This is a genomic window from Streptomyces sp. GL_140 (assembly GCF_057834465.1).
The window spans coordinates 306,735-326,524 of sequence record NZ_JBYQMJ010000002.1 but is presented as its reverse complement, the minus strand read 5'-3'; the positions used below and the strand labels follow the sequence as shown (position 1 = coordinate 326,524).

The following is a 19,790-nucleotide window of genomic DNA, read 5'->3' as shown; positions in this document are numbered from 1 at the left end:
AACGCCACCGCCAGGTCCGCCGTTCAGGCCCCGCCTCAGAGAGTCGGAAACTCGCGCAGGCGCCACCGACGGCATCCCACCAGGTAGGTGCCGAGATCCTCGGCCGCGAAGCGGTCTCGATCCCAGGCCTGGGGGTCAGTGGCCGGCCCGGTCCGGCTGACGTAGCCGACGGCTTGGTGGCGGGCAGGGGTCAACTGGAGCCTGCACAGCTGGTAGATGCTGTCCTCGTAGGCGTCGACGATCTGCCATTCCGGCCGTTGGAGATCGAGCAGCACGAGGCCGTGGGTCCACCCCGTACCCGGCACCAGCACGGGATAGCTGCGGTCCGGGACCGCCACTGCCCGCCAGCCCTCGATGCTCGCCTCCTCAGTCGCCGGCACTCGCCCGAGCAGTGCACGCAGGACGTCGGGGAAGGTGAGCGTGCCGTACACAAACAGCGCCACCGGGGCAGGCGGCAAGACGGCCAACCGGTCAGGACCGGTCCTGGGTCGGGGAGCGGAAGTCGCAGACATGGGGCGTCTCACTCTCTATGGATGGCCGACGACGCGGTCCGACTTCGGTCACAGTCGCTCGAAGCCGCGGATCAGCTCCCAGTCGGTGACGGCTGTCTCAGAGGCGGTGATCTCCACTCGGGCGGCGTTGACGTAGTGGTCCACCACCTCGTCGCCGAAGGCCTGACGGGCCAGGACCGATCCGTCGAAGCGTTCCGCGGCCTCACGCAGGTTCGCCGGAAGCTTGGGCCGGTCGGACTCATAGGCATTGCCGGCAACCATGTCCGGGGGTGCCAGCTCCGCGTCGATGCCATACAGACCGGCGGCGATCATCCCGGCCAGGGCGAGGTACGGATTGGCGTCGGCGCCCGGCACTCGGTTCTCCACCCGCAGCGACGGGCCGTGCCCCACCACCCGCAGCGCGCACGTACGGTTGTCCCGGCCCCACGTCATACGGGACGGCGCGAAGCTGCCTTCAGTGAACCGCTTGTAGGAATTGACGTTGGGTGCGTAGAGCAGCGTGAGGTCGCCGAGACCGACCATCTGGCCGGCCAGGAAGTGCCGCATGAGCGGGGACATCTCCGAGCCGTGGGAGCCGGCTGCGAACACCGGTTCGCCTTGGGTCGAACGGAGGCTGAAGTGCACGTGGCAGGAGTTGCCCTCGCGTTCGTTCGCCTTCGCCATGAAGGTGAGGCTCATGCCCTCCTGTGCGGCGATCTCCTTGGCGGCGTTCTTGTAGATGGCGTGATGGTCGGCCGTGGTCAGCGCATCCTGGTAGCGGAACACCACCTCGTACTGGCCGAGGTTGCACTCCCCCTTGGCGGATTCAACCAGCAGTCCTGCGGCCACCAGTTCGCCACGGAGGCGTCGCAGGAGCGGCTCCATGCCGGCCGTCCCCAGCACCGAGTAGTCCACGTTGTAGTCGCTCGTGGCGGTGAGGCCGTGATAGCGGCGGCGGCGCGCCTCCTGATACGACTCGTGGAACGCGATGAACTCCAGCTCGGTGCCCACGTAGGCGAGGAGGCCTCGCTCGGCGAGCCGATCGAGCTGGCGCTGCAGGATCTGGCGTGGTGACGCCTGCACGGGCTCGCCGTCCTGCCACCTCGCGTCGCAGAGCACCAGTGCTGTCCGGGGTTGCCAGGGCACGATGCGAAGGGTGGCCAGGTCCGGCCGGAGCACGAAGTCACCGAAGCCGGTTTCCCACGAGTTGAGCTCATAGTTGGGGATGGGCCGCATCTCCACATCGGTGGCCAACAGGTAGGCGCAGGCTTCTGCGCCGGAGTCGGCGATCTCGTCGAGGAAGTGCTGGACGTGGTAGCGCTTGCCCTGCAACCGGCCCTGCATGTCGGTCAGTGCCACGACGACGGTGTCGACCGCTCCGGCCTTGGCAAGGTCTTGCAGCTGGCTGAGGCTGAGCTGTGCTTGCATGGCGTCATCACCCGCTCGGCGTCGTGGTGGAAGCGATGGGGGCGTGGTGGGAAAACGATTCGGTGGCGGCAAGGATCGACCGAACGTGGGCTTCCGGTGGAACAGTGATCCGGACCCGGTCGGCCAAGGGTGAACTGAACGTCCGGACCTTGACTCCCCAACTGTCCAGCCACCGCGCGTAGGCGGGGCCCGGCGTGCGCACCAACACGAAGTTGGCGTCCGATCGGTAGGCGGCAAACCCGGGAATCGCCGTCAGGCCCGCCTCCAGCGCGTGCCGCTGCTCCACTGTCGCGTCGGCGATACGCGCAAAGTCGTCATGGGCCTCCAGGCAGCGCACCGCGTACCTGTCGGAGAAGGCACTGAAGCCGAGGTAGTCCGGGTCCAGGCCCAGCATCTCGTGGGTGCGCGGATCGGCGGCGGTGAACCCGACACGCAGGCCGGGGATTCCGTAGTACTTCGACATGGTGCGCACCAGCACGGTCGAGGGCATGCCGGCCAGGAGCTGCCCGATCGACCAGTCCAGGTTTGGCACCGCTCCGAACCCGGCGTACGCCTGATCGACGATGCAGTATCCGGCGCCAGCGACGCTTTCCGCCAATGCCATCAGCTCTTCGTCCGGGAGCCTGCAGCCGAGCGGGTTCGACGGGGAGACGATCAGCGGCACCGGGCAGGCGAGCTGCTCGATCTGCCGTAGCAGGTCGGACAGGTCGAGGACGTACCGGTCTCCCTGTTCCAGATAGCGGTACTGCTGGGTGCGGATCCCATACCGGCGGGCGAGCGTGTTGTGGTAATCCCAGCCCGGCTCGGGCAACAACAGCGTGGCATCGGGGATGCGGGCAATCGCGGCGAAGATGGCCTTGAGTGCAGCCTCGGCGCCATGGTGCAGGCGGAGCTGCTCCGGTTCGCACCCAAACCGCTTGGAGAGGTGCGTGAGCAGCTGCGGGTTGGACTGGTACCGGCAGATGTCACCGGCACGCAGCCGAGGCCAACGCCGCGTACCGGCGATCGGATGCGGATGGAGAAATTCGTTGCGTGAACAGTCGATCGGTGCCGCCAGACGGTCGGCACCTGCTAAGGGACGCGCTGCACTCATGGCGTGACTCTTCATATTGCTCTTTCCGTGGGGCGATGTACCCGAAGCGGCAGAAGTGGACGGAGATGTGCAGGCCCCATCTGGAGGGTTCCTCGCAAGGTGACAGCCGTGGACAACGTCCCGGGAAGGATCGCCGCAGACGCCAGGCTCGCCACCATGGCGCCGCCCGGCATCTGCTCCCCAACACTCCCCGCTTCTCGGCCATTTACGGGCATCTGGCCAAGAAGCCTGGGTTGGCACCTCCATTGGAATGCCCAGGGTCGGCTTTAGGAAGAGGAGCCAGGCGGATAACGTGGTGCACGCCTTGCAACCCTGTGCGCTTGTGTGTTCGCTTCGTCGGCACCGTCTACTGAGGATTTCGGGTTGTCGTCGGGTGGTGACGGTTCATGATCCTTGCGGTATGCAGGTGGTATGCGTTATCCGGAGGGTGGGGGCCTGACTGCTGAGCGTCGGGCGTTTCGTGAGGGGATCCGGCTTCAGGCCGGCGAGCGGTTCGTGGCGGGTGAGAAGACCGCCGTGATCGCGAAGGAACTGCGGGTGAGTGTGCGGTCGGTGGAACGCTGGCGTCGTGCCTGGCGCGAGGGCGGCATCGAGGCCCTGCGCTCGACGGGCCCGGCAAACTCCCCGACCGTCACCAATACCCAGTTCGCCGTGCTCGAGGAGGAACTCGGCAAGGGCCCCTCAGCGCACGGCTTCGAGGATGAACGCTGGACCTTGGTCCGGGTCCAGACGGTGATCCGTCGCCGGCTGCGGCTGACGCTGTCGGTCGCGACGGTGTGGCGGCTGCTGAAACGGCACGGCTGGTCCTGGCAGGCGCCCGCCCGCAGAGCACTCGAGCGCGACGAGCACGCGATCGAGCTGTGGAAGAAGGAGGTCTGGCCGCAGGTAAAAGCCTCGCGGCGGCGTCCGGGGCATGGCTCGTCTTCGAGGACGAAGCCGGCTTCTCCATGACTCCGCCGCGTGCCCACACCTGGGGCCGGCGCGGACACACCCCCGTCATCCGCGTCCGCGGCCGCTCCCGCCGCCGGACCTCGGTCGCCGCCCTGTGCTGCTACAAACCCGGCGAGCCGAGCCGCCTCATCCACCGGCCCCGCAACCATCTCCTGCTCAAGGGCGCCCGCAAGAGCTTCTCCTGGCAGGACTACCGCGACCTGCTGGTACGGGCACATATCCAGCTCGGCGGACCCATCGTGGTGATTTGGGACAATCTCAACACCCATCTGGCCGCCGGGCTGAAACGCTACGAAGCCGAACACGACTGGCTCACCACCATCCGCCTCCCGGCATACGCACCAGACCTGAACCCGGTCGAAGCCGTCTGGTCCCTCGTGCGCAGAGCCACGGCCAACACCGCCTTCGGAACCCCAGACGACCTCGACCGCAAACTCCGCCGCGAGTTACGCAGAATCCAGCTCCGACCCCACCTTATCGACGGCTGCCTCACCGCCACCGGCCTGGCCATCAACCCACCGACCCCACCCTGAAAACCTCAGTAACGACGGCGTTTGGCACCGTGTGTACGCAGCTCTTCGCTCGGGGGGGCGTCGTCGGTGGTCGGGCCTTGACCCCGGGTTCTGGACACCGGAGAGACTTGGATCTTGATGGTCCAGGAGAACGGAGTCCCCGTGGGGAAGCATTACCCGGCCGTACAAGTGGCGAGACTGGGTCGACCGGGGATGTCGGACGAGATGTCTCCCGCAGGCTGTATGCCGGCGATTCCTACCGGGCGATCGCCGCTCGCCTGGGGCGTGCCTCAGCCGCCACACCGCCGTGGTCGTTCCCGCGCTGGCCGAAGCCTACGCACGCATGGATTCCCACCTGCACGGCACGCTGACCTGGGATCGCGGCATGGAACCGGCAGCTCATAAGCGCCTCAGCGCCGACACCGGTATCGACGTTTTCTTCGCGGCACCACGGAACCCCTGGCAACGAGGCACCAACGAGAACACCAACAAGCCGCTCCGCCAGTACCTGCCCAAGGGGACGAACCTGTCGGCCTTCAGCCAGGACGACCTCGACGCCATAGCGACGAAGCTCAACAACCGTCCGCGAAAGCGCCTGGGATTCCGGACACCAGCCGAGAGCGTTGCCTTGACCGGTTGAATCTAAGACGGCCTTCTTCGCGAAGGAGAGCGACCAGTGAGCACGGTGTGCCGGTTCATCCACGCGGAGAAGTCAACCGCAAGCGGGTGGCCCGGGTCATGCGGGAACACGGCATCGCCGGGCACAGCCGGCGCACCGGACGCCGCAGCCTGACCAAGGCCGACACCAAGGCCGCCCCGTCGCCGGACCTGATCGGCCGGGACTTCACCGCCGCCCGCCCCCCGGAACGAAGATCGGCGGGGACATCACGTACGTCCCCACCGCCGAAGGCCGGCTCTACCCGGCCTCGTGGCTGGACCTGGCCACACACGAGGTGATCGGGTGCTCGATGGCCGACCACCACCGCGCCGGCCTCGTCGTCGACGCCCTGGACATGGCCTATGCGCTGGGCCGTCCGGAGCCCGGCTGCGTGATCCACAGCGACTGCGGATCGGAATACGCCTCTGTCAACTCCGCGACAGAATCAGCGAGTTGGAACAATGGCAGAGCGTGGGCCGGACCGGGAGCTGCTTCGGCAACGCCGCCGCGGAGAGATTCTGGGCGTACTCGAAGAGGAGATCGGCACCCGCTTCTGGCCCGACCGGGCCACCGCCCGCGCCGACATCTTCGACTTCGTCGAGAGCTTCTGCAACAGACGCCGCCTGCGCAAGCACATCCAATGGCGCTACCTCATACCCCACGAGACACGCCTGCGCTACCGACAAGACCAGGCCCTCGCGGCGTAACGGCAGCGTGCCCGAGATCACGGGAAGACTTCACTTCGTTGTCTTCGGCCGTCATGTGCCGGGACGCTATCTCATCGCGTCGGCACCACCCGCGGCTCACCTCACGGACCCCGACCGCCAAGTTGACGATGCCCGTGCGAGGGGTAGCGACGTCGGCCGCACATACAAGTGTGAAAACTGAAGCGTGTCAGGGGCTGGCGTCCAGCTCTCGGGCGTCTGGGGCTCCGCTACCGCGTGTCGCTCCACGCGTCGCGTCCGGTGCATCATCCCCGCCGACCCAGCCCCTTAAGGAAATTTCGGCGTAAAAATGGTAAAGGAGTTTGATGTGAAATCCTATAGCGCAGCATTCTCCGCGCGTAAGCATAATCCTTGGCCGGGCGCGGATTCGAATGCCAATAATGCCGCGGTTATGCCGAGCATGTACTGCATTTACGGAACAGGCAGCCAGGCCTCCTACGACCGCTACGAATGGGACCCGGCCAAGGGAAAGCCCTGGTGGGGCGACACGCCCGCCGACACCGGAAATCTCTCCGACCTGATCAACCAGCGCATCTTTACACCCGACAACCCTGCCGGCCTTGACGGGTCGAAGGAGCTGGATGCCGCTCTCTGTCTGGGTGTAGCGTCGCAGATCTGGCTCTTCCAGGGAAGCCAGTGCTTCCGGGTATCCATCGAAAAGGACACCGGATCAGAACTAAACACTGACACCAGCGCCCGCTCCATCCAGGACGTTTTCGGCTACGACTCCGGTAGCGGGAAGGTGTTTGCGTTCGGCTCGGTCGACGCCGCCCTTTACTCCCCGAACGACCACAAAATTTGGTTCTTCAATGGCTCCCAATGCGTACCCGTCGCCGACGATGACTACCAGTGGGACAGCAACCAGTACCCCGCCCCGATCAGCACCGCCTGGACCGGCCTCACTGCCGACTTCACCAACGGCATCGCCTGGGCCGCCACCACAATCGTCGCCGACGAGGACCCGGACGGCGTGTACCAGGACAGCGGCTACTTCGCCAAAGACAACAACTGGTGCGCTGTCACCCCCAGCGCGGCCGGCGCCACGGGTAGTGGCGGAGCCCTGTGCACCGACCCGGGCGACCCCAGATTCACCATCCCCAACAACGCCAGGCAGATCACCCTCGAACTCTGGGGACCCGGTGGCAACGGCGGCAACAACGGCAGCAACGGCGCCGCCGGCGCCGGCACGGGTGGCAACGGCGGCACCGGCGGCAACGGCGGCCCCGGTGCCTACATCAAACAGACCACCACCGCATCACCAGGCCCCAGCGGCGTCCACGTCGGCGCCCCGGGCGACTGCACCTACTACTACAGCAACGCCTTCAACCTCATCGCCGGAGCAGGCGGCAACGGCGGCAACGGCGGCGCCGGCGGCACCTACTTCGGCTTAGGCGGCGGCACTGGCGGGGCCGGCGGCAACGGCGGCAACGGCGGTGGCAACGGCGGCTTCTACGCCGGCTCCTCCGGCGGCAACGGCACCGGCGGCGGGATTAATGGCGGGGCCGGTGGCGCCGGCGGCACCGGCGGCGGCATTGGTGGCGGCCCCAACGGCCCCGGCACCGGAGCCCGCGCCAGCGCCGGCACCGGCGGCGGCGGCAACGGCGGCACCGGTGGCAAGGGCGGCGCCGGCGCCACCGGCATCCCCGGCGTCTCGGGCGGGGCCAGCGGCAACGACGGCAACGGCGGCGGCGACGGCGCCACTGCCGCCGCCTGCGGTGGTGGTGGTGGCGGCGGCGGCGGCGCTCAGGGCGCGAGCCTTTATCCCGACGGGGCCGTCTACGAACCGTGCTCGGACAGCGATTCCCGCCTGCCCTACAACCAGCTCGGCGACGGCATCGGCGCAGGCGGTCTTTCCAGCCCTAGCGGCACGGGCAGCCCCGGGGGGAACGGCGCCGCCCGCATTTCCTGGTCGGGTTGAACCTGAGTAACACCATGGATTGGTGTGCAGCATGCAGGTGGGCTCAAGCCTGGAACGGGCTTGAGTGGCCGGCTTTGGAGATTCCGATGCCTTCCTGGCGTGATGCCTTCTCGCAGGGCAGTCGGTCGACTGTCCTCGGTCAGGCGGCAGTGATGACTGCTCGGGAGGCGTTTTCCCCTTGGGCCGAGCGGGAGCGCCTGCTGCCTGAGGAGTGGGTAAGGAGACATCGGCGAGGGATGCCACTCCGCCGCGCACATATAAGGACACGATTCTTCACCGCATAACCTCAACAGAGGTTTCTCACCCGAGGAACCTTCGAAACACCAGGGAAGGAACAAATGAGATGGTAGGAATAAATCTCCTTTTCACCGAGGGCAAGTACCGACCAAATTCGGTGTTCGAGGATGGGAGCGGGCAGGAAGCGGTGGAGCCCATGGCGCAGCGCGATGCCAAAGATCTCCAGGCAGCGAGGAAGCCAAACAGCCCTTTCGTTGCACTGGAGCGGCATCACATGCTGCCTTGGGCAACCACTCTGAGACCGTTCTGGAACTCTACAGTATATGAATACTATTGCACCCCCGATGTCAAGCTGGACAAGGAGGTGGCTGGAGGTTTCGATGCGATCAAATACGTCATTGACGAGTATCCGCTGCAGCGCATCGCTAATAAGGATGACCTGAAGGCCTTTATCGACTTACTGAAGAACGGGGGCATATACCACGACGGAAACAGCGGAAATACTGACTACAATGCCCTGAAGGAAGAATTCGCAGGCATAATTTGCTGGCTCCCAGCGAACCTGATAATAGGGCCAAACAAGGATCATGAAGATCTCCAGGCGTTCCGAGTGGACGACCCAGAAGACCATTTCGAGAAGCATCTCATCAGAAGCATGACGAACCATCACAATATGGGGCAAATAATTGCGATGCAGGAAGCGTGGACAGTATACCTTCCTCCCACCACTCAAACCTCGCCCTCGAAGGCGGCGGAGAGAAACAGAAAATACTTGCGCACATTCTGGGATAAATACAGAAGCCTATGCCGGAGTGGAACATTTTACCCTCAGGCAGTCACGAATGCTGCGTGGTCTACCATCGAACCACAGGAGTTGTATATTCCCGGTATTACATATGATCTCCTCAACTCGCCCAACCCGCCCACCCCGCCCGCCGGTGGCTGGCCGAAAAATAAACTTAATTACCCGTTGCGCCAGGCGGCGTCAAGGAGGAAAGTCGAGCTCCAGCTGCCAAGCGAGTCGGCCGCACCTAACCGCAGCAAGCATGTACAGCTGGACGATGGTAACTGCATTACCATCGACGGGCAAAGTATATGCCTCGATCTTACATTCACGACAGACGACGGAACGAAGGGCTTCATCGGACAAGCAGCCAATATTTCGGTCGGTGCGCTTCTTCAATACCTGACGCAACAATGGCCGGGCAAGAATCTGCAGATCCCGGATTACCTGAGCAGTCTCAAAGCCGTCGGCCTGCGGGTTGAGCACGTATACGGGCCCGCGGTAGAAACCTACTGGAGATTCTCTGCAGCGCTGCAAACCAGCTTTGCCGGCTCCCTGGTTGATATCAACCTTGAGATAGAAAACCTTGACGACGAGTTCTCTCTGAGCGCCAACCTTGGTTTCTGTAATCAAGAGAGCGACAGTGACCCCGTCTACTTCGATGGAAGCTTCACCAAGTCCAGCGATGGGTGGCGACTAAGCGCGTCATTGAATTCGCCAGAAGACCCCCTGAAACTCACCGATATAGCAAGTGCATTCGGCATTGATATGGCAGCTGTTCCAGATGATCTCAAACAGCTCCTCCCGGAGCTCAGTGAGGCCAGCTTCGTATACCAGTCAGGTGCAAAGAATGTGATGGCGGTAACTTTCCGGACATCTCATTTTCAAGGCGCTATCGTAAAACTGGATTCAGGGGTATGGGCGGTCGAAGGCGGAGTGACGCTCGATATTGCACTGTCAGACCTCCTCCCCCTCGTCGGCGGAGGCGTCCCGCCGAAATACGATGCAGTGCTGAATGGCATCGGGTTACTTTGGGTGAGTAGCGGACTAACGAAGGATCAGGTAGTTCAAATCAATACCGAACTACTGTCAATTGATGATAGTCTTCCACGCTTCCCGTATCCGCCCGAGGGCGATTCATTCTCGGGATCTGCGATTTACCTTACGGCAAGCATTAAAGACAACGACGTGTCTGATTCGCTGGCGCTCCCACTCCAACGCTAACTTGACTCTGACGCGTAAATAACAGCAGGTCAGGGTGGGTGATGGCATGGCCAGGTGCCCGGTGGTCGCGGAGGACCGCCGGGCTGCCGGGTCAGGCTGGTTCTTTACCACCCCTCATGACCAGCAAGAACACCCCGGCATAGATCCAGCGCCGAGGCCGAAGCGTCGCACCTTCTCTCCCAAGTGCAAGCTGCGGATCGTGGCCGAGTACGACGCCGCACCCAAGAACGAGAAGAGCCCGGTCCTGCGCCGCGAGCGTCTGTACCACTCGCACGTCACCGAGTGGCGGGCCGCACGTGATGCGGGGGCCCTGGAGAATCTGGTCCACCGCCGCGTTCAGCGGGATCGAGGGCGAGCTGGGCGTCACGGCCGCGTGTCGGCTGACCGGCCGCTCACGGGCGACCCATGACCGCAGCCTCAAGCCCTCACCGGTGCGCGAGCACGCGCCGAGGCCGACGCCGCCCTCAGCGCTGGACGCGGACGAGCGGGCCGCGGTGCTGGAGCTGATGAACTCGCCCGAGTACGCAGAGCTGCCACCGGCCCAGATCTGGGCCCGCGAGCTGGACGCCGGCCGCTGCCACTGCTCCGTCCCGACGATGTACCGGATCCGGCGGGAGCGGAGCCAGTGCGGCGAACGCCGCCGCCAGGCCACCCACCCGGCGAAGGCCGTGCCCGAGCTGGTCGCCACCGCACCGTCGCAGGTGTTCACCTGGGACATCACCACGCCCGGCATCCGCGGAGCTTACGAGTAGGGCGGAGTCGAGGGCCGGATCGGCTGGTTCCGCCGCAACCACCTCGTCCCCGTCCCCGAAGTCGACACGCTCGCCGAGCTCAACGCGATGATCGACCGGTGGGACCAGGAGGAAGACGTCCGATGCATCCCCTCCCGACCCCGCACCATCGGCGAGTACTTCGCGGCCGAGCAGCCGCTGCTGGCGACCCTGCCGGAGGAATGGTGGTCTACGTCGGCCGTGAGGAAGTCGCCCGGCATGAACGGCTCATCGACCGCGGCGCTACCCGCCTCGAACCCGACCACTACCTGGAGGCCCGCGAGGCGGCCGACGCCGAGCCTGAGGAGCCCGCGCAGCCGCCCGTCCCTGGAAGTCCGCCCGGTATCGCTCCGCTGCCCGCTGCTGTTCGGGCCCGTCTGCCGCCTGACACACGCCCGCTGCCTTCCGTCGCCCACTACAACCGGCTCTTGCGGCTCCGCCGATCCGACCGCCCCACCACTTGAGGAGAACGCCGTGCCCCTTCACCGCCGGCGAGGACTCGCCGAGCAGGCCGCCACCACCGCCGTCGACCAGGCATGCAGGATGGCGCGGCTGCCCACCATCCGGTCCCAGTTCCCCGAGCTCGCAGAGAAGGCCAAACAAGAGCAGATGTCCTACCTCGGATTCCTCGCCGAACTCCTCCTCGCCGAGTGTGACGACCGGGCCCGCCGAGCTCCGAACACCGCATCAAGGCCGCGGGGTTCCAGTACGACCCGGGCCGGTGGACGCTGACCGAGCGGGAGCAGGCCAAAGCCGCCGAGCTCACCGCGCTGGGGTGCAGCGGATGAGGCTCGCCCACCGCAAGCAGGTTCTGTGCGGGCTGGTCGACCACCGCACCAGCCGCGGTCCTGCTGGAGGCGTTGCGCCGGCCCCCGACGGGCTCCCTGCAGGTCGGAAGACCCAAGCCTTCTGAGACTAAAGACCATGGCACGCATGTAGATCGGCCGCAAAGATGATCTTCAGCGGTGATCGGGCACGGGGAGGCCTACGGGGGAGGGAAGATGACGCGGAGGGGGAAGGCTGTTCTACGCTCGTGACGGATGCGCCGAACTCATACGGATCAGCTGGGCGTTCGGCGTCACAAGCCCGCGCAACACGGTGTTCCAGGGAGCCAAATAACGGTTGCCTGCCGCTCCCGAACCGCAAATCTGAATAAGAATATGAGAGGTGCAAGCCATTACAACTCGCCGCCGTACCAGCAGGTTCACCATTGCCGCGATGTCCGCCATTGCAGGAGTGGTACTCATCGGCTCAGCCGTCCCGGCCAATGCCGCGATCCCGCCCTCTGACGGCATGCCCGACCAGGCGGTCTCGGTAGTTGAGAAGGCTACCGGAACGACCGATATTTCCACCTTTACTCCTGACCCAAGCACACTGGCAAAGGTTGTGAAAAAGGCCGACTTATGTTGCTACATCTGGCGGTCCTGGCCCTCGTGCTGGGTATGTAAGCCAGAGGCGCAACGCTAAGGGCGTGCAGATCTTTAACTCGTAGCTTTCCACTCGGTGGTTCGTTGGTCTGGCATGAGCGGGTTGAAAGGGCAACGGGCCGTGCTGGCAGCCAAGTTCGCGGTGATTTTGCCGCATCTGGATGAGCGGCAGCGTCGCCTGCTGATAGGGGCGGAGGCCCAGTCTCTCGGCCATGGCGGGATCCGAGCGGTCGCTCGTGCCGCCAGTGTCCGTGAGGCCACGGTGTCTGCCGGAGTACGGGAACTCGGCTCCGGAGAGGCCCCCTTGGGACGCGTCCGCCGGCCCGGTGCCGGACGCAAACGCGTCGCCGAGCGGAACCCGGCTGTTCGGGAGGCACTTCTTGCGCTGGTCGAGCCCGACGTCCGCGGAGATCCCATGTCGCCGCTGCGCTGGACTACCAAATCCACGCGCAAGCTCGCTGAGCAGCTGACCCGACAGGGCCACAGGATCTCCGCGGACACGGTGGGCGACCTCCTGCGCGAGGAGGGCTTCAGCCTGCAGAGCAACGCCAAGACGCTGGAAGGCAAGCAGCACCCCGACCGGGACGCACAGTTCCAGTACCTCAACGAGCAGGCCCGCGGCCATCAGGACTGCGGGGCTCCTGTGATCAGCGTGGACACGAAGAAGAAGGAACTGGTCGGCCCATTCAAGAACAACGGCCGTGAGTGGGAGCCGAGAGGCGAGCCGGTGCGAGTCGACACCCACGACTTCCCCGACCGCGAGCTGGGCAGAGCAGTGCCCTACGGCATCTACGACGTCGCCGCGAACACCGGCTGGGTCAACGTGGGCACCGACCACGACACCGCCGCGTTCGCCGTCGAATCGATCCGCCGTTGGTGGAACGCCACCGGACGGGCCACCTACCCGACGGCCGGCCGACTGCTGATCACCGCCGACGCGGGCGGCTCCAACGGCTATCGCACCCGCACCTGGAAGACCGAACTTGCCAGGTTTGCTGCCGAGGCCGGCATGACGGTCACCGTCTGCCACCTGCCTCCCGGCACTTCCAAGTGGAACCGGATCGAGCACCGTGAAGTTTCCCCGTGATCTCGGACACTCGTTCGTTACGCGGCGAGGGTGTGCTGTTGCCGCTGTCGGGTCTCGGCTGGGGTGAGGTAGCCGAAGACCTTGTGCTTGCGGAGCCGGCGGCGGTTATAGAAGGTCTCGATGAAGTCGAAGACCTCGGCACGGGCGGTGGCCCGGTCGGGCCAGACGCGAGTGCCGATCTCTTCTTTGAGTAGGGCCCAGAAGCTCTCCGCGGCGGCGTTATCGAAGCAGGATCCGGTGCGTCCGCAGCTCTGGCGGAGGCCCAACTCGGCTATTTCACACCGGAATTGGTTGCTGGTGTATTCGCTACCGCGGTCCGAATGCACTATGCAGCCGGGCCTGAGGCGGCCGCGGCCGGCAGCCATCTTCAACGCGTCGACGACGAGGGTGGCGCGGTGGTGGTCGGCCATGGAGTAGCCGACGACCTCGCGGGTGGCCAGGTCCAGCCAGCAGGCGAGGTAGAGCCAGCCCTCGCCGGTGGGCAGGGCGGTGATGTCGCCGACCAGCTTCGCGCCGGGGATCTCGGCGTGGAAGTCGCGGCTGATCAGGTCCGGTGCCGGCTTCGCCTTCCTGTCAGGCCGGGTCAGCGATCGTCTCTTGCGACGGTGGGCGCCCTGGATGCCGTGCTCGCGCATCAGACGGGCGATGCGCTTGCGGTTCACGCACCGTCCCAGCCGCCGCAGTTCGGCGTGGATGCGCGGGACACCGTAGGTCTGGCGGGAGGCGACGTGGATGACGGCGATCTCGTGCACCAGGGCCTCGTCGGCTGCCAGGCGGGAGGCCCGGGACTTCGCCGCGGCGAGCCAGGCGTAGAAAGAGGAGCGGGCCACCTTCAGCAGCCTGCAGAGGAAAGCGACGCCGTGGGTGGTCTTCTCCGCCTCGATGAACGCGTACGTGTCGTTCACCGATCGCTCTCCTTCGCGAAGAAGACCGCGGCTTTTCGCAGTACCTCGATGGTCTTGGCCTGCTCGGCGGCGAGCTTGCGCAGCCGCTTGAGCTCCTCCCTCTCGGCCATGGTGAGCTCACCGGGCCGTCCCTCGCCCCGGTCCGTCTTGGCCTGGCGGTACCAGCCGCGCAGGGACTCCGAGCTGATGCCCAGGTCCCGGGCGACGGCGGTGACCGTCTTACCCGTGGAGTCGACGAGCGCGATCGCGTCCCGTTTGAACTCCTCGGTGTACCGCTTCGTGTACTTGCTTCCCACCTGGTGCTACTTCCTCTGGAACCTCGGGTCCCAGTCTCCAGGTGTCCACGATCAAGGGGAAGGTTCACCGGCTGTTCTCCCACATCACCATGAACTGGCGTGGAAGGCCGCTGACCAGCCACGAAGTCATCGTCGAGAGCATCGCGGCGACCACGACCAAAACCGGCCTGACCGTGCACGCCGAACTCGACACCAACCCCTACCCCACCGGCATCCAGGTCAGCGACGACGAGATCGCCGCCCTGCCGATCACCCGGCACCGCTTCCACGGCGACTGGAACTACACCCTCCACCCCCAGCATCCGATGGACGCGGCGACGACCGAGAACACGTCAGTCCAGGCCCCGGCGAACAGACCGCCTCGCCTCACACGGTGTTCACTGCAGGACCCAGAACTGACCGGGATGACCCGCCAACAACTCAGCGAGCTCATCGCCACGCTGACTCCAGCGCTGGAACTTCAACGCGAGCAAGTGCTCCGAACACGTCGCGGTCACGAGCGTCTGATGGCCCCTGGCGCAGGTGCCAAAGCCAAGCTCACCCCAGCCGACCGGGTCCTGGCCACCGTGCTCCACCTGCGGAAACTCGCGACCATGGACCTACTCGGCCAACTCTTCGACGTCACCGCCATGACCATCAGCCGCGCGAAACAGGAGGTCCGACCACTCCTGGAAGCACACGGTCACCACATCACCCCCTCTACCGCCCGCCTTCGCACACCAGCCGACGTCGCAACGTTCCTCGCTCCCGACTCCACCCAGACCAAGGTCAAAACGACGAGTTAAAGATCTGCACGCCCTAAGAGCTCGTAACAGGATCTTGTTGAGACGCCCTGGATTGACCCCGCACTTCGTGGCCAGGCTGCACATCTACTGAGGATTTCGGGTTGTCGTCGGGTGGTGACGGTTCATGATCCTTGCGGTATGCAGGTGGTATGCGTTATCCGGAGGGTGGGGGCCTGACTGCTGAGCGTCGGGCGTTTCGTGAGGGGATCCGGCTTCAGGCCGGCGAGCGGTTCGTGGCGGGTGAGAAGACCGCCGTGATCGCGAAGGAACTGCGGGTGAGTGTGCGGTCGGTGGAACGCTGGCGTCGTGCCTGGCGCGAGGGCGGCATCGAGGCCCTGCGCTCGACGGGCCCGGCAAACTCCCCGACCGTCACCAATACCCAGTTCGCCGTGCTCGAGGAGGAACTCGGCAAGGGCCCCTCAGCGCACGGCTTCGAGGATGAACGCTGGACCTTGGTCCGGGTCCAGACGGTGATCCGTCGCCGGCTGCGGCTGACGCTGTCGGTCGCGACGGTGTGGCGGCTGCTGAAACGGCACGGCTGGTCCTGGCAGGCGCCCGCCCGCAGAGCACTCGAGCGCGACGAGCACGCGATCGAGCTGTGGAAGAAGGAGGTCTGGCCGCAGGTAAAAGCCTCGCGGCGGCGTCCGGGGCATGGCTCGTCTTCGAGGACGAAGCCGGCTTCTCCATGACTCCGCCGCGTGCCCACACCTGGGGCCGGCGCGGACACACCCCCGTCATCCGCGTCCGCGGCCGCTCCCGCCGCCGGACCTCGGTCGCCGCCCTGTGCTGCTACAAACCCGGCGAGCCGAGCCGCCTCATCCACCGGCCCCGCAACCATCTCCTGCTCAAGGGCGCCCGCAAGAGCTTCTCCTGGCAGGACTACCGCGACCTGCTGGTACGGGCACATATCCAGCTCGGCGGACCCATCGTGGTGATTTGGGACAATCTCAACACCCATCTGACCGCCGGGCTGAAACGCTACGAAGCCGAACACGACTGGCTCACCACCATCCGCCTCCCGGCATACGCACCAGACCTGAACCCGGTCGAAGCCGTCTGGTCCCTCGTGCGCAGAGCCACGGCCAACACCGCCTTCGGAACCCCAGACGACCTCGACCGCAAACTCCGCCGCGAGTTACGCAGAATCCAGCTCCGACCCCACCTTATCGACGGCTGCCTCACCGCCACCGGCCTGGCCATCAACCCACCGACCCCACCCTGAAAACCTCAGTAATGACACAGCACCGCTCGGATCTATCCACCGAGGTCGCCGAATCGCTCGGCGTCTCGCGTGAGTCTGTGCGGCGCTGGGCGTCTCAGCACGAGATCGACCGGCGAGGCGGTGCAGGGTGTCGTCGCCGATGACTTCAATCATCGCCCAGTGGTAATGCCGGTCCCCTACCGCGCCGTATCCGGTCCGCGGCGGCTGCCAGGCCCGGCGGGGCCGCCTCGCCGACACCGCGGCGCTCTCGAAACGGCTTGAACCCGAGCTCACCCATGGATAAGCACAGGGCACGGCCTCCATAGACCTCGTCACCGGCCACCCAACGGGCCGGGAAGCCCTGCGCCCGGGCTCGGGTAATGAGGATGGCGGCCTGCTGCGGTTTGGCCGCGAAGGCCACCTCGTCCGGGAAACCTGCCAGGACGCGACGTTCGTCGTCGAAGTCCCAGTCCCGGGACAGGTACAGAGCCCGGTCGATCAACGCGCACCGGCATCGCTCGCATAGCTGAGATGCACGGCGACCTGACACAGCCCGCCCCCGCCCAAGCGGTCGGTCGGCATCAGATGCCGGTGGGACCGTAAGTGGGGTGGGATGCCGCCCGGCCGCGGCCTTGTCCCGGTAGTTCTGGACGAGGATGTCGAGGATGTCGAGGACGTCGCCGTCGACGGCCCGCCACAGGTACTTCCACACCCCGTCAATCCTGATGGACATCTCGTCCAGATGCCACTTACCACCGGGCTTCGGTCGTCGTCCGCGCAGTGAGTTGGCGTGGGCCTGCCCGAACTTCCGGCACCAACGGCGGATGGTCCCGTAGGAGACGATCACCCCGCGTTCGAGCATGAGCTCCTCGAACTCACGGAAGCTCAGCGGGAAGCGGACGCACAGCCACACGCAGGTGCGCGATGACCTCCATCGGACACCAGTGACCCCGGTACGACGACGGCACATGCAGCACCACCGGCACCCCACCCGGACCGACAACGTGACAGCACGTGAAAACGCCGTGCATCCGCTGCCTCCAACCCCGGCCCCAGACGGAAAAAGCGCTGGTGAGTCCGTTTCGAATGGCGGAGTTGTGGTCTGTGGGTGAAGCTGTAAGCCATATTTCCGGGGACTGTTCTACGCGACTGTCCCCGGAGCCGTTCTGTGAGGAGACTTTAATGGCTTCGATACGGCGCTTAACTCTCGCACTTGCTCTCTGCTGCACGCTGGCCGGCAGCAGCTCGGCGGCCTTCGCCGACAGCCTGGGCAGCGCTCCCCACGGGGTCTTAACCAACTCCCAACCTTCGCCCAAGCCCACCGAAGAGGAACGGCATCTGGCTAAAACTCGTTTCGCGGTTGACGCGGGCCTGGCTGCGGGTGCGACCTACAAATTTATCGTGGAACCTTACAAGGCAGGAAAGTTCAAGAAGGGCCACCCCGGCCGGACCACGGCTCTGGTGAAAGCCGGGATTGCGGGCGTGTTCGCATACGACCGCCTCAAGGCGGCAAAGCGCAACGCCGCGGCTGACCCGGCACTGTCCAAGCTGCTCGCTCCGCTCGGATCGGGCATCGAGGGCCTGAAAGACCTACCCCACAAGTTCCACAGTAGTAAGAGCGGCGACTCTGACGCAGCGGCCCAGCAGTACCAGGGCATTATCGACAAGGTTAAGGACGCAGGGGCGCACGCCGGAGCACCAGTAAAAGACCAGGTGCCGTCGGCGCAGCAGCTGATGAGCTCTCCGTAGCCCTGTGCGGGAGGGACGGAGACACCGCCCCTGCTCCGACAGCCCGGCCAGCCGGGGTGCGGGAGCATGGAAATGCCGCCAGAAAAGTCGGAATTCACCTTAACCGGAGTTCACCATGACCGTCATACCAAACCGTTTAGCCATGGCTCTCGCAGTCATTGCCCTGCCCCTGACCCTTGCAATCTCCAGCCCGGCAGCACTAGCCGTTCCGCACCCGGCTCCATCCACCTCCCAGGCTGAAGAAACCCTGACAATCAAGGCACAGCATTCCTCCATAAAATCCGGAGAGAAGGTCACATTTACCGGCCATGCATTCCTCTGCACGCTGGTAGGGAAAGAAGTAACTTTACAGCACAAGAAGGGGGATAAGTGGACTAATTTGCACTCTACTGCCAAAGTCAAAGGCGACTCCAGTTATTCTCTTTCCGAGATTTTCCGGGAAAAGGGAGTGCAGCAGTTGCGTGTCACTGCTGCAGGTGCTCACTCGGCTACGGTCAAGCTCACCGTAAAGTGACGCCCGGATGCCGTACAGGCCGCGCACGCAGGTTTCCGCCCAGCGGAGGCGACCAGTGTTGGTGCGTCGTGGTGCGTCGCGGCCGGAAGTGGCATGGGGTTCAGGCTGTGACGGGCATGCCAGCAGTGCCCGTCATCTGGTTCGGCGCGTTCACGCTGGCGGGTGGGCTGGTGCGAGCTCTCCACACGGTTGTTCAGATCTTTATGGGGACGGCGTTCCGCCGACGGCGTCACCTCCCGGTGCACGGCCCCCTAAAAGATCTCAACGGAAGCCGTTGATCATGTGATTTTCGGTTCGGATGCCCGCCTCGGCATCCATCAGTGGGGTCGTGGAGCGGACCATCGCGTGGCTCCACGGCTTCCACCGATTGCGGATTCGATGGGAGTCGTCACCACTGGCGGTGGCTGCGTCCTCATCGGCTCTGACACGTGTGGGCGAGAGCCCGGTCGAGGCCAGCCCTGTGGATGGCGTCCAGGCCCATGGTCCGGGAGGTCGTCGTCTTCTCCCGTTCCAGCAGTGCGCTGCAGTCGGGGCTGGACAGCAGGGGCTGGGCAGCCTGGATGGCAGTGAGCAGCTGGCTACCGATGCGGTCCAGGACCGGGCGGACCTGGATGGCAAGGTCGGGGCGGTGGGTCGGCTGCTCGGCGGGCTGTGCCTGCCACTGCGCGTAGAGCTCGCGCTGAACGTCCTTGTTCGCCGCCATCTGGTCCTTGAAGATCCGCTGGACGGTGGCCTGGTCGATCCCGAGTTTCGCGGCCTGGGAAGCGGCACCGTCCAGGACCGTCTTCTCGCGTGCCGGGTCGTCGATGGGCTGGGTGGTTCCCCATTTCGCCGCGGCTACCGTGTCCGCGGTCATCACGCGTTCACCGGCGAGCCGCGCGATCGTTCCCAGTGCCTGCTCGGCCGTCGCTGTGCTCGACCGGGTAGGGCCGGTGCTCGCATTCTGGGAGGAGCCGCAGGCCACGAGGGCGGCTGCTCCGGCACCGGTCAGGACAAGCACAGCAGCCCAACTTCGGATAATACTCATGAGAACTA

At 65.2% G+C, this 19,790-nt stretch carries 16 protein-coding genes and 8 pseudogenes; 14 read left to right on the top strand and 10 right to left on the bottom strand.

What is annotated here, in order from left to right; genetic code table 11:
• Positions 1-35: 35 nt before the first annotated feature.
• From AC3IYJ_RS41090 to AC3IYJ_RS41080, 3 genes are all read right to left on the bottom strand, one after another.
• Entirely contained in the window at positions 36-443 is a 408-nt protein-coding gene (locus AC3IYJ_RS41090; RefSeq protein ID WP_489403310.1) for a gamma-glutamylcyclotransferase family protein, read from the bottom strand.
• 117 nt (positions 444-560) lie between these two features.
• Complete coding sequence (locus tag AC3IYJ_RS41085) at positions 561-1,919, bottom strand: glutamine synthetase family protein (RefSeq protein WP_489403309.1); 1,359 nt, start codon at positions 1,917-1,919, stop codon at positions 561-563.
• A 7-nt stretch (positions 1,920-1,926) separates the two neighbouring features.
• A complete protein-coding gene (locus AC3IYJ_RS41080; RefSeq protein ID WP_489403308.1) occupies positions 1,927-3,012 on the bottom strand; it encodes an aminotransferase class I/II-fold pyridoxal phosphate-dependent enzyme in 1,086 nt (361 codons plus the stop codon).
• A gap of 411 nt (positions 3,013-3,423) precedes the next feature.
• Here AC3IYJ_RS41080 and AC3IYJ_RS41075 point away from each other — a divergent pair.
• The 8 genes and pseudogenes from AC3IYJ_RS41075 to AC3IYJ_RS41040 all read left to right on the top strand — a co-directional run.
• A protein-coding gene (locus AC3IYJ_RS41075; protein WP_489399405.1) for an IS630 family transposase occupies positions 3,424-4,496 on the top strand; the annotation gives its coding sequence in 2 pieces (ribosomal slippage) (positions 3,424-3,934 and positions 3,934-4,496; 1,074 coding nt in all).
• Positions 4,497-4,767: 271 nt separating this feature from the next.
• Positions 4,768-5,115, top strand: a pseudogene (locus AC3IYJ_RS41070) (IS30 family transposase); the annotation flags it as partial.
• A gap of 232 nt (positions 5,116-5,347) precedes the next feature.
• Positions 5,348-5,554: pseudogene (locus AC3IYJ_RS41065) on the top strand (DDE-type integrase/transposase/recombinase); the annotation flags it as partial.
• Positions 5,555-5,594: 40 nt separating this feature from the next.
• The gene (locus tag AC3IYJ_RS41060; protein WP_489403307.1) at positions 5,595-5,840 is read left to right on the top strand and encodes a hypothetical protein; all 246 of its coding nucleotides are present in this window, start codon (positions 5,595-5,597) and stop codon (positions 5,838-5,840) included.
• 409 nt (positions 5,841-6,249) lie between these two features.
• Entirely contained in the window at positions 6,250-7,776 is a 1,527-nt protein-coding gene (locus AC3IYJ_RS41055) for a hypothetical protein (RefSeq protein ID WP_489403306.1), read from the top strand.
• 211 nt (positions 7,777-7,987) lie between these two features.
• Positions 7,988-10,021 carry a hypothetical protein gene (locus AC3IYJ_RS41050; protein ID WP_489403305.1) on the top strand — a complete coding sequence of 678 codons (2,034 nt, stop codon included), beginning with the start codon at positions 7,988-7,990 and terminating at the stop codon, positions 10,019-10,021.
• A 299-nt stretch (positions 10,022-10,320) separates the two neighbouring features.
• The gene (locus tag AC3IYJ_RS41045; RefSeq protein WP_489403304.1) at positions 10,321-10,773 is read left to right on the top strand and encodes a hypothetical protein; all 453 of its coding nucleotides are present in this window, start codon (positions 10,321-10,323) and stop codon (positions 10,771-10,773) included.
• A 492-nt stretch (positions 10,774-11,265) separates the two neighbouring features.
• Positions 11,266-11,495 (top strand): annotated as a pseudogene (locus tag AC3IYJ_RS41040) (IS21-like element helper ATPase IstB); the annotation flags it as partial.
• Between the two features lie 321 nt (positions 11,496-11,816).
• Here AC3IYJ_RS41040 and AC3IYJ_RS41035 read toward each other — a convergent pair.
• Positions 11,817-12,143 (bottom strand): hypothetical protein, encoded by a 327-nt coding sequence (locus tag AC3IYJ_RS41035; RefSeq protein ID WP_489403303.1) that lies wholly within the window; start codon positions 12,141-12,143, stop codon positions 11,817-11,819.
• A gap of 169 nt (positions 12,144-12,312) precedes the next feature.
• On the opposite strand from AC3IYJ_RS41035, the pseudogene AC3IYJ_RS41030 reads away from it, so the two are divergent.
• A pseudogene (locus tag AC3IYJ_RS41030) lies at positions 12,313-13,290 on the top strand (ISAzo13 family transposase); the annotation flags it as partial.
• Positions 13,291-13,322: 32 nt separating this feature from the next.
• Here AC3IYJ_RS41030 and AC3IYJ_RS41025 read toward each other — a convergent pair.
• On the bottom strand, positions 13,323-14,210 hold the full coding sequence (locus AC3IYJ_RS41025; protein ID WP_489396336.1) for an IS3 family transposase: 888 nt from the start codon (positions 14,208-14,210) through the stop codon (positions 13,323-13,325).
• Positions 14,207-14,506: a transposase gene (locus AC3IYJ_RS41020; RefSeq protein WP_489396335.1), complete on the bottom strand. Its 300-nt coding sequence runs from the start codon at positions 14,504-14,506 to the stop codon at positions 14,207-14,209. Before AC3IYJ_RS41020 ends, AC3IYJ_RS41025 begins: the two co-directional genes overlap by 4 nt.
• Positions 14,507-14,571: 65 nt before the next feature.
• Here AC3IYJ_RS41020 and AC3IYJ_RS41015 point away from each other — a divergent pair.
• Positions 14,572-15,291, top strand: a pseudogene (locus tag AC3IYJ_RS41015) (helix-turn-helix domain-containing protein); the annotation flags it as partial.
• A 149-nt stretch (positions 15,292-15,440) separates the two neighbouring features.
• Positions 15,441-16,513 (top strand): IS630 family transposase gene (locus tag AC3IYJ_RS41010; protein ID WP_489399231.1). Its coding sequence is split into 2 segments (ribosomal slippage): positions 15,441-15,951 and positions 15,951-16,513, totalling 1,074 coding nucleotides; the frame shifts between segments, so codons are not numbered across the junction.
• Positions 16,514-16,658: 145 nt separating this feature from the next.
• Here the strand turns inward: AC3IYJ_RS41010 and AC3IYJ_RS41005 are convergent.
• Together AC3IYJ_RS41005 and AC3IYJ_RS41000 are read right to left on the bottom strand one after the other, a co-directional pair.
• Positions 16,659-17,042, bottom strand: coding sequence for a transposase (locus AC3IYJ_RS41005; RefSeq protein ID WP_489403356.1), 384 nt, complete (start codon positions 17,040-17,042; stop codon positions 16,659-16,661).
• A 66-nt stretch (positions 17,043-17,108) separates the two neighbouring features.
• Positions 17,109-17,427: pseudogene (locus AC3IYJ_RS41000) on the bottom strand (IS6 family transposase); the annotation flags it as partial.
• Between the two features lie 247 nt (positions 17,428-17,674).
• Here AC3IYJ_RS41000 and AC3IYJ_RS40995 point away from each other — a divergent pair.
• Together AC3IYJ_RS40995 and AC3IYJ_RS40990 are read left to right on the top strand one after the other, a co-directional pair.
• The gene (locus AC3IYJ_RS40995) at positions 17,675-18,241 is read left to right on the top strand and encodes a hypothetical protein (RefSeq protein WP_489403302.1); all 567 of its coding nucleotides are present in this window, start codon (positions 17,675-17,677) and stop codon (positions 18,239-18,241) included.
• A gap of 115 nt (positions 18,242-18,356) precedes the next feature.
• Positions 18,357-18,755, top strand: a complete 399-nt coding sequence (locus AC3IYJ_RS40990; protein ID WP_489403301.1) for a hypothetical protein — start codon at positions 18,357-18,359, stop codon at positions 18,753-18,755.
• 143 nt (positions 18,756-18,898) lie between these two features.
• Here the strand turns inward: AC3IYJ_RS40990 and AC3IYJ_RS40985 are convergent.
• Positions 18,899-19,006 (bottom strand): annotated as a pseudogene (locus tag AC3IYJ_RS40985) (IS6 family transposase); the annotation flags it as partial.
• Between the two features lie 49 nt (positions 19,007-19,055).
• On the opposite strand from AC3IYJ_RS40985, the pseudogene AC3IYJ_RS40980 reads away from it, so the two are divergent.
• Positions 19,056-19,140: pseudogene (locus AC3IYJ_RS40980) on the top strand (IS5/IS1182 family transposase); the annotation flags it as partial.
• Between the two features lie 27 nt (positions 19,141-19,167).
• Here the strand turns inward: AC3IYJ_RS40980 and AC3IYJ_RS40975 are convergent.
• Positions 19,168-19,782 (bottom strand): chorismate mutase, encoded by a 615-nt coding sequence (locus AC3IYJ_RS40975; RefSeq protein WP_489403300.1) that lies wholly within the window; start codon positions 19,780-19,782, stop codon positions 19,168-19,170.
• Between the last annotated feature and the right edge of the window lie 8 nt (positions 19,783-19,790).

What these genes read in the sequence shown, in the direction of transcription:
- AC3IYJ_RS41055 (WP_489403306.1), top strand. Translation starts at nt 6,250, where the DNA reads ATGCCGAGCATGTACTGCATTTACGGAACAGGCAGCCAGGCCTCCTAC.
- AC3IYJ_RS40975 (WP_489403300.1), bottom strand. Translation starts at nt 19,782, where the DNA reads ATGAGTATTATCCGAAGTTGGGCTGCTGTGCTTGTCCTGACCGGTGCC.
- AC3IYJ_RS41060 (WP_489403307.1), top strand. Translation starts at nt 5,595, where the DNA reads ATGGCAGAGCGTGGGCCGGACCGGGAGCTGCTTCGGCAACGCCGCCGC.
- AC3IYJ_RS40990 (WP_489403301.1), top strand. Translation starts at nt 18,357, where the DNA reads ATGACCGTCATACCAAACCGTTTAGCCATGGCTCTCGCAGTCATTGCC.
- AC3IYJ_RS41085 (WP_489403309.1), bottom strand. Translation starts at nt 1,919, where the DNA reads ATGCAAGCACAGCTCAGCCTCAGCCAGCTGCAAGACCTTGCCAAGGCC.
- AC3IYJ_RS41045 (WP_489403304.1), top strand. Translation starts at nt 10,321, where the DNA reads ATGCGGGGGCCCTGGAGAATCTGGTCCACCGCCGCGTTCAGCGGGATC.
- AC3IYJ_RS40995 (WP_489403302.1), top strand. Translation starts at nt 17,675, where the DNA reads ATGGCTTCGATACGGCGCTTAACTCTCGCACTTGCTCTCTGCTGCACG.
- AC3IYJ_RS41080 (WP_489403308.1), bottom strand. Translation starts at nt 3,012, where the DNA reads ATGAGTGCAGCGCGTCCCTTAGCAGGTGCCGACCGTCTGGCGGCACCG.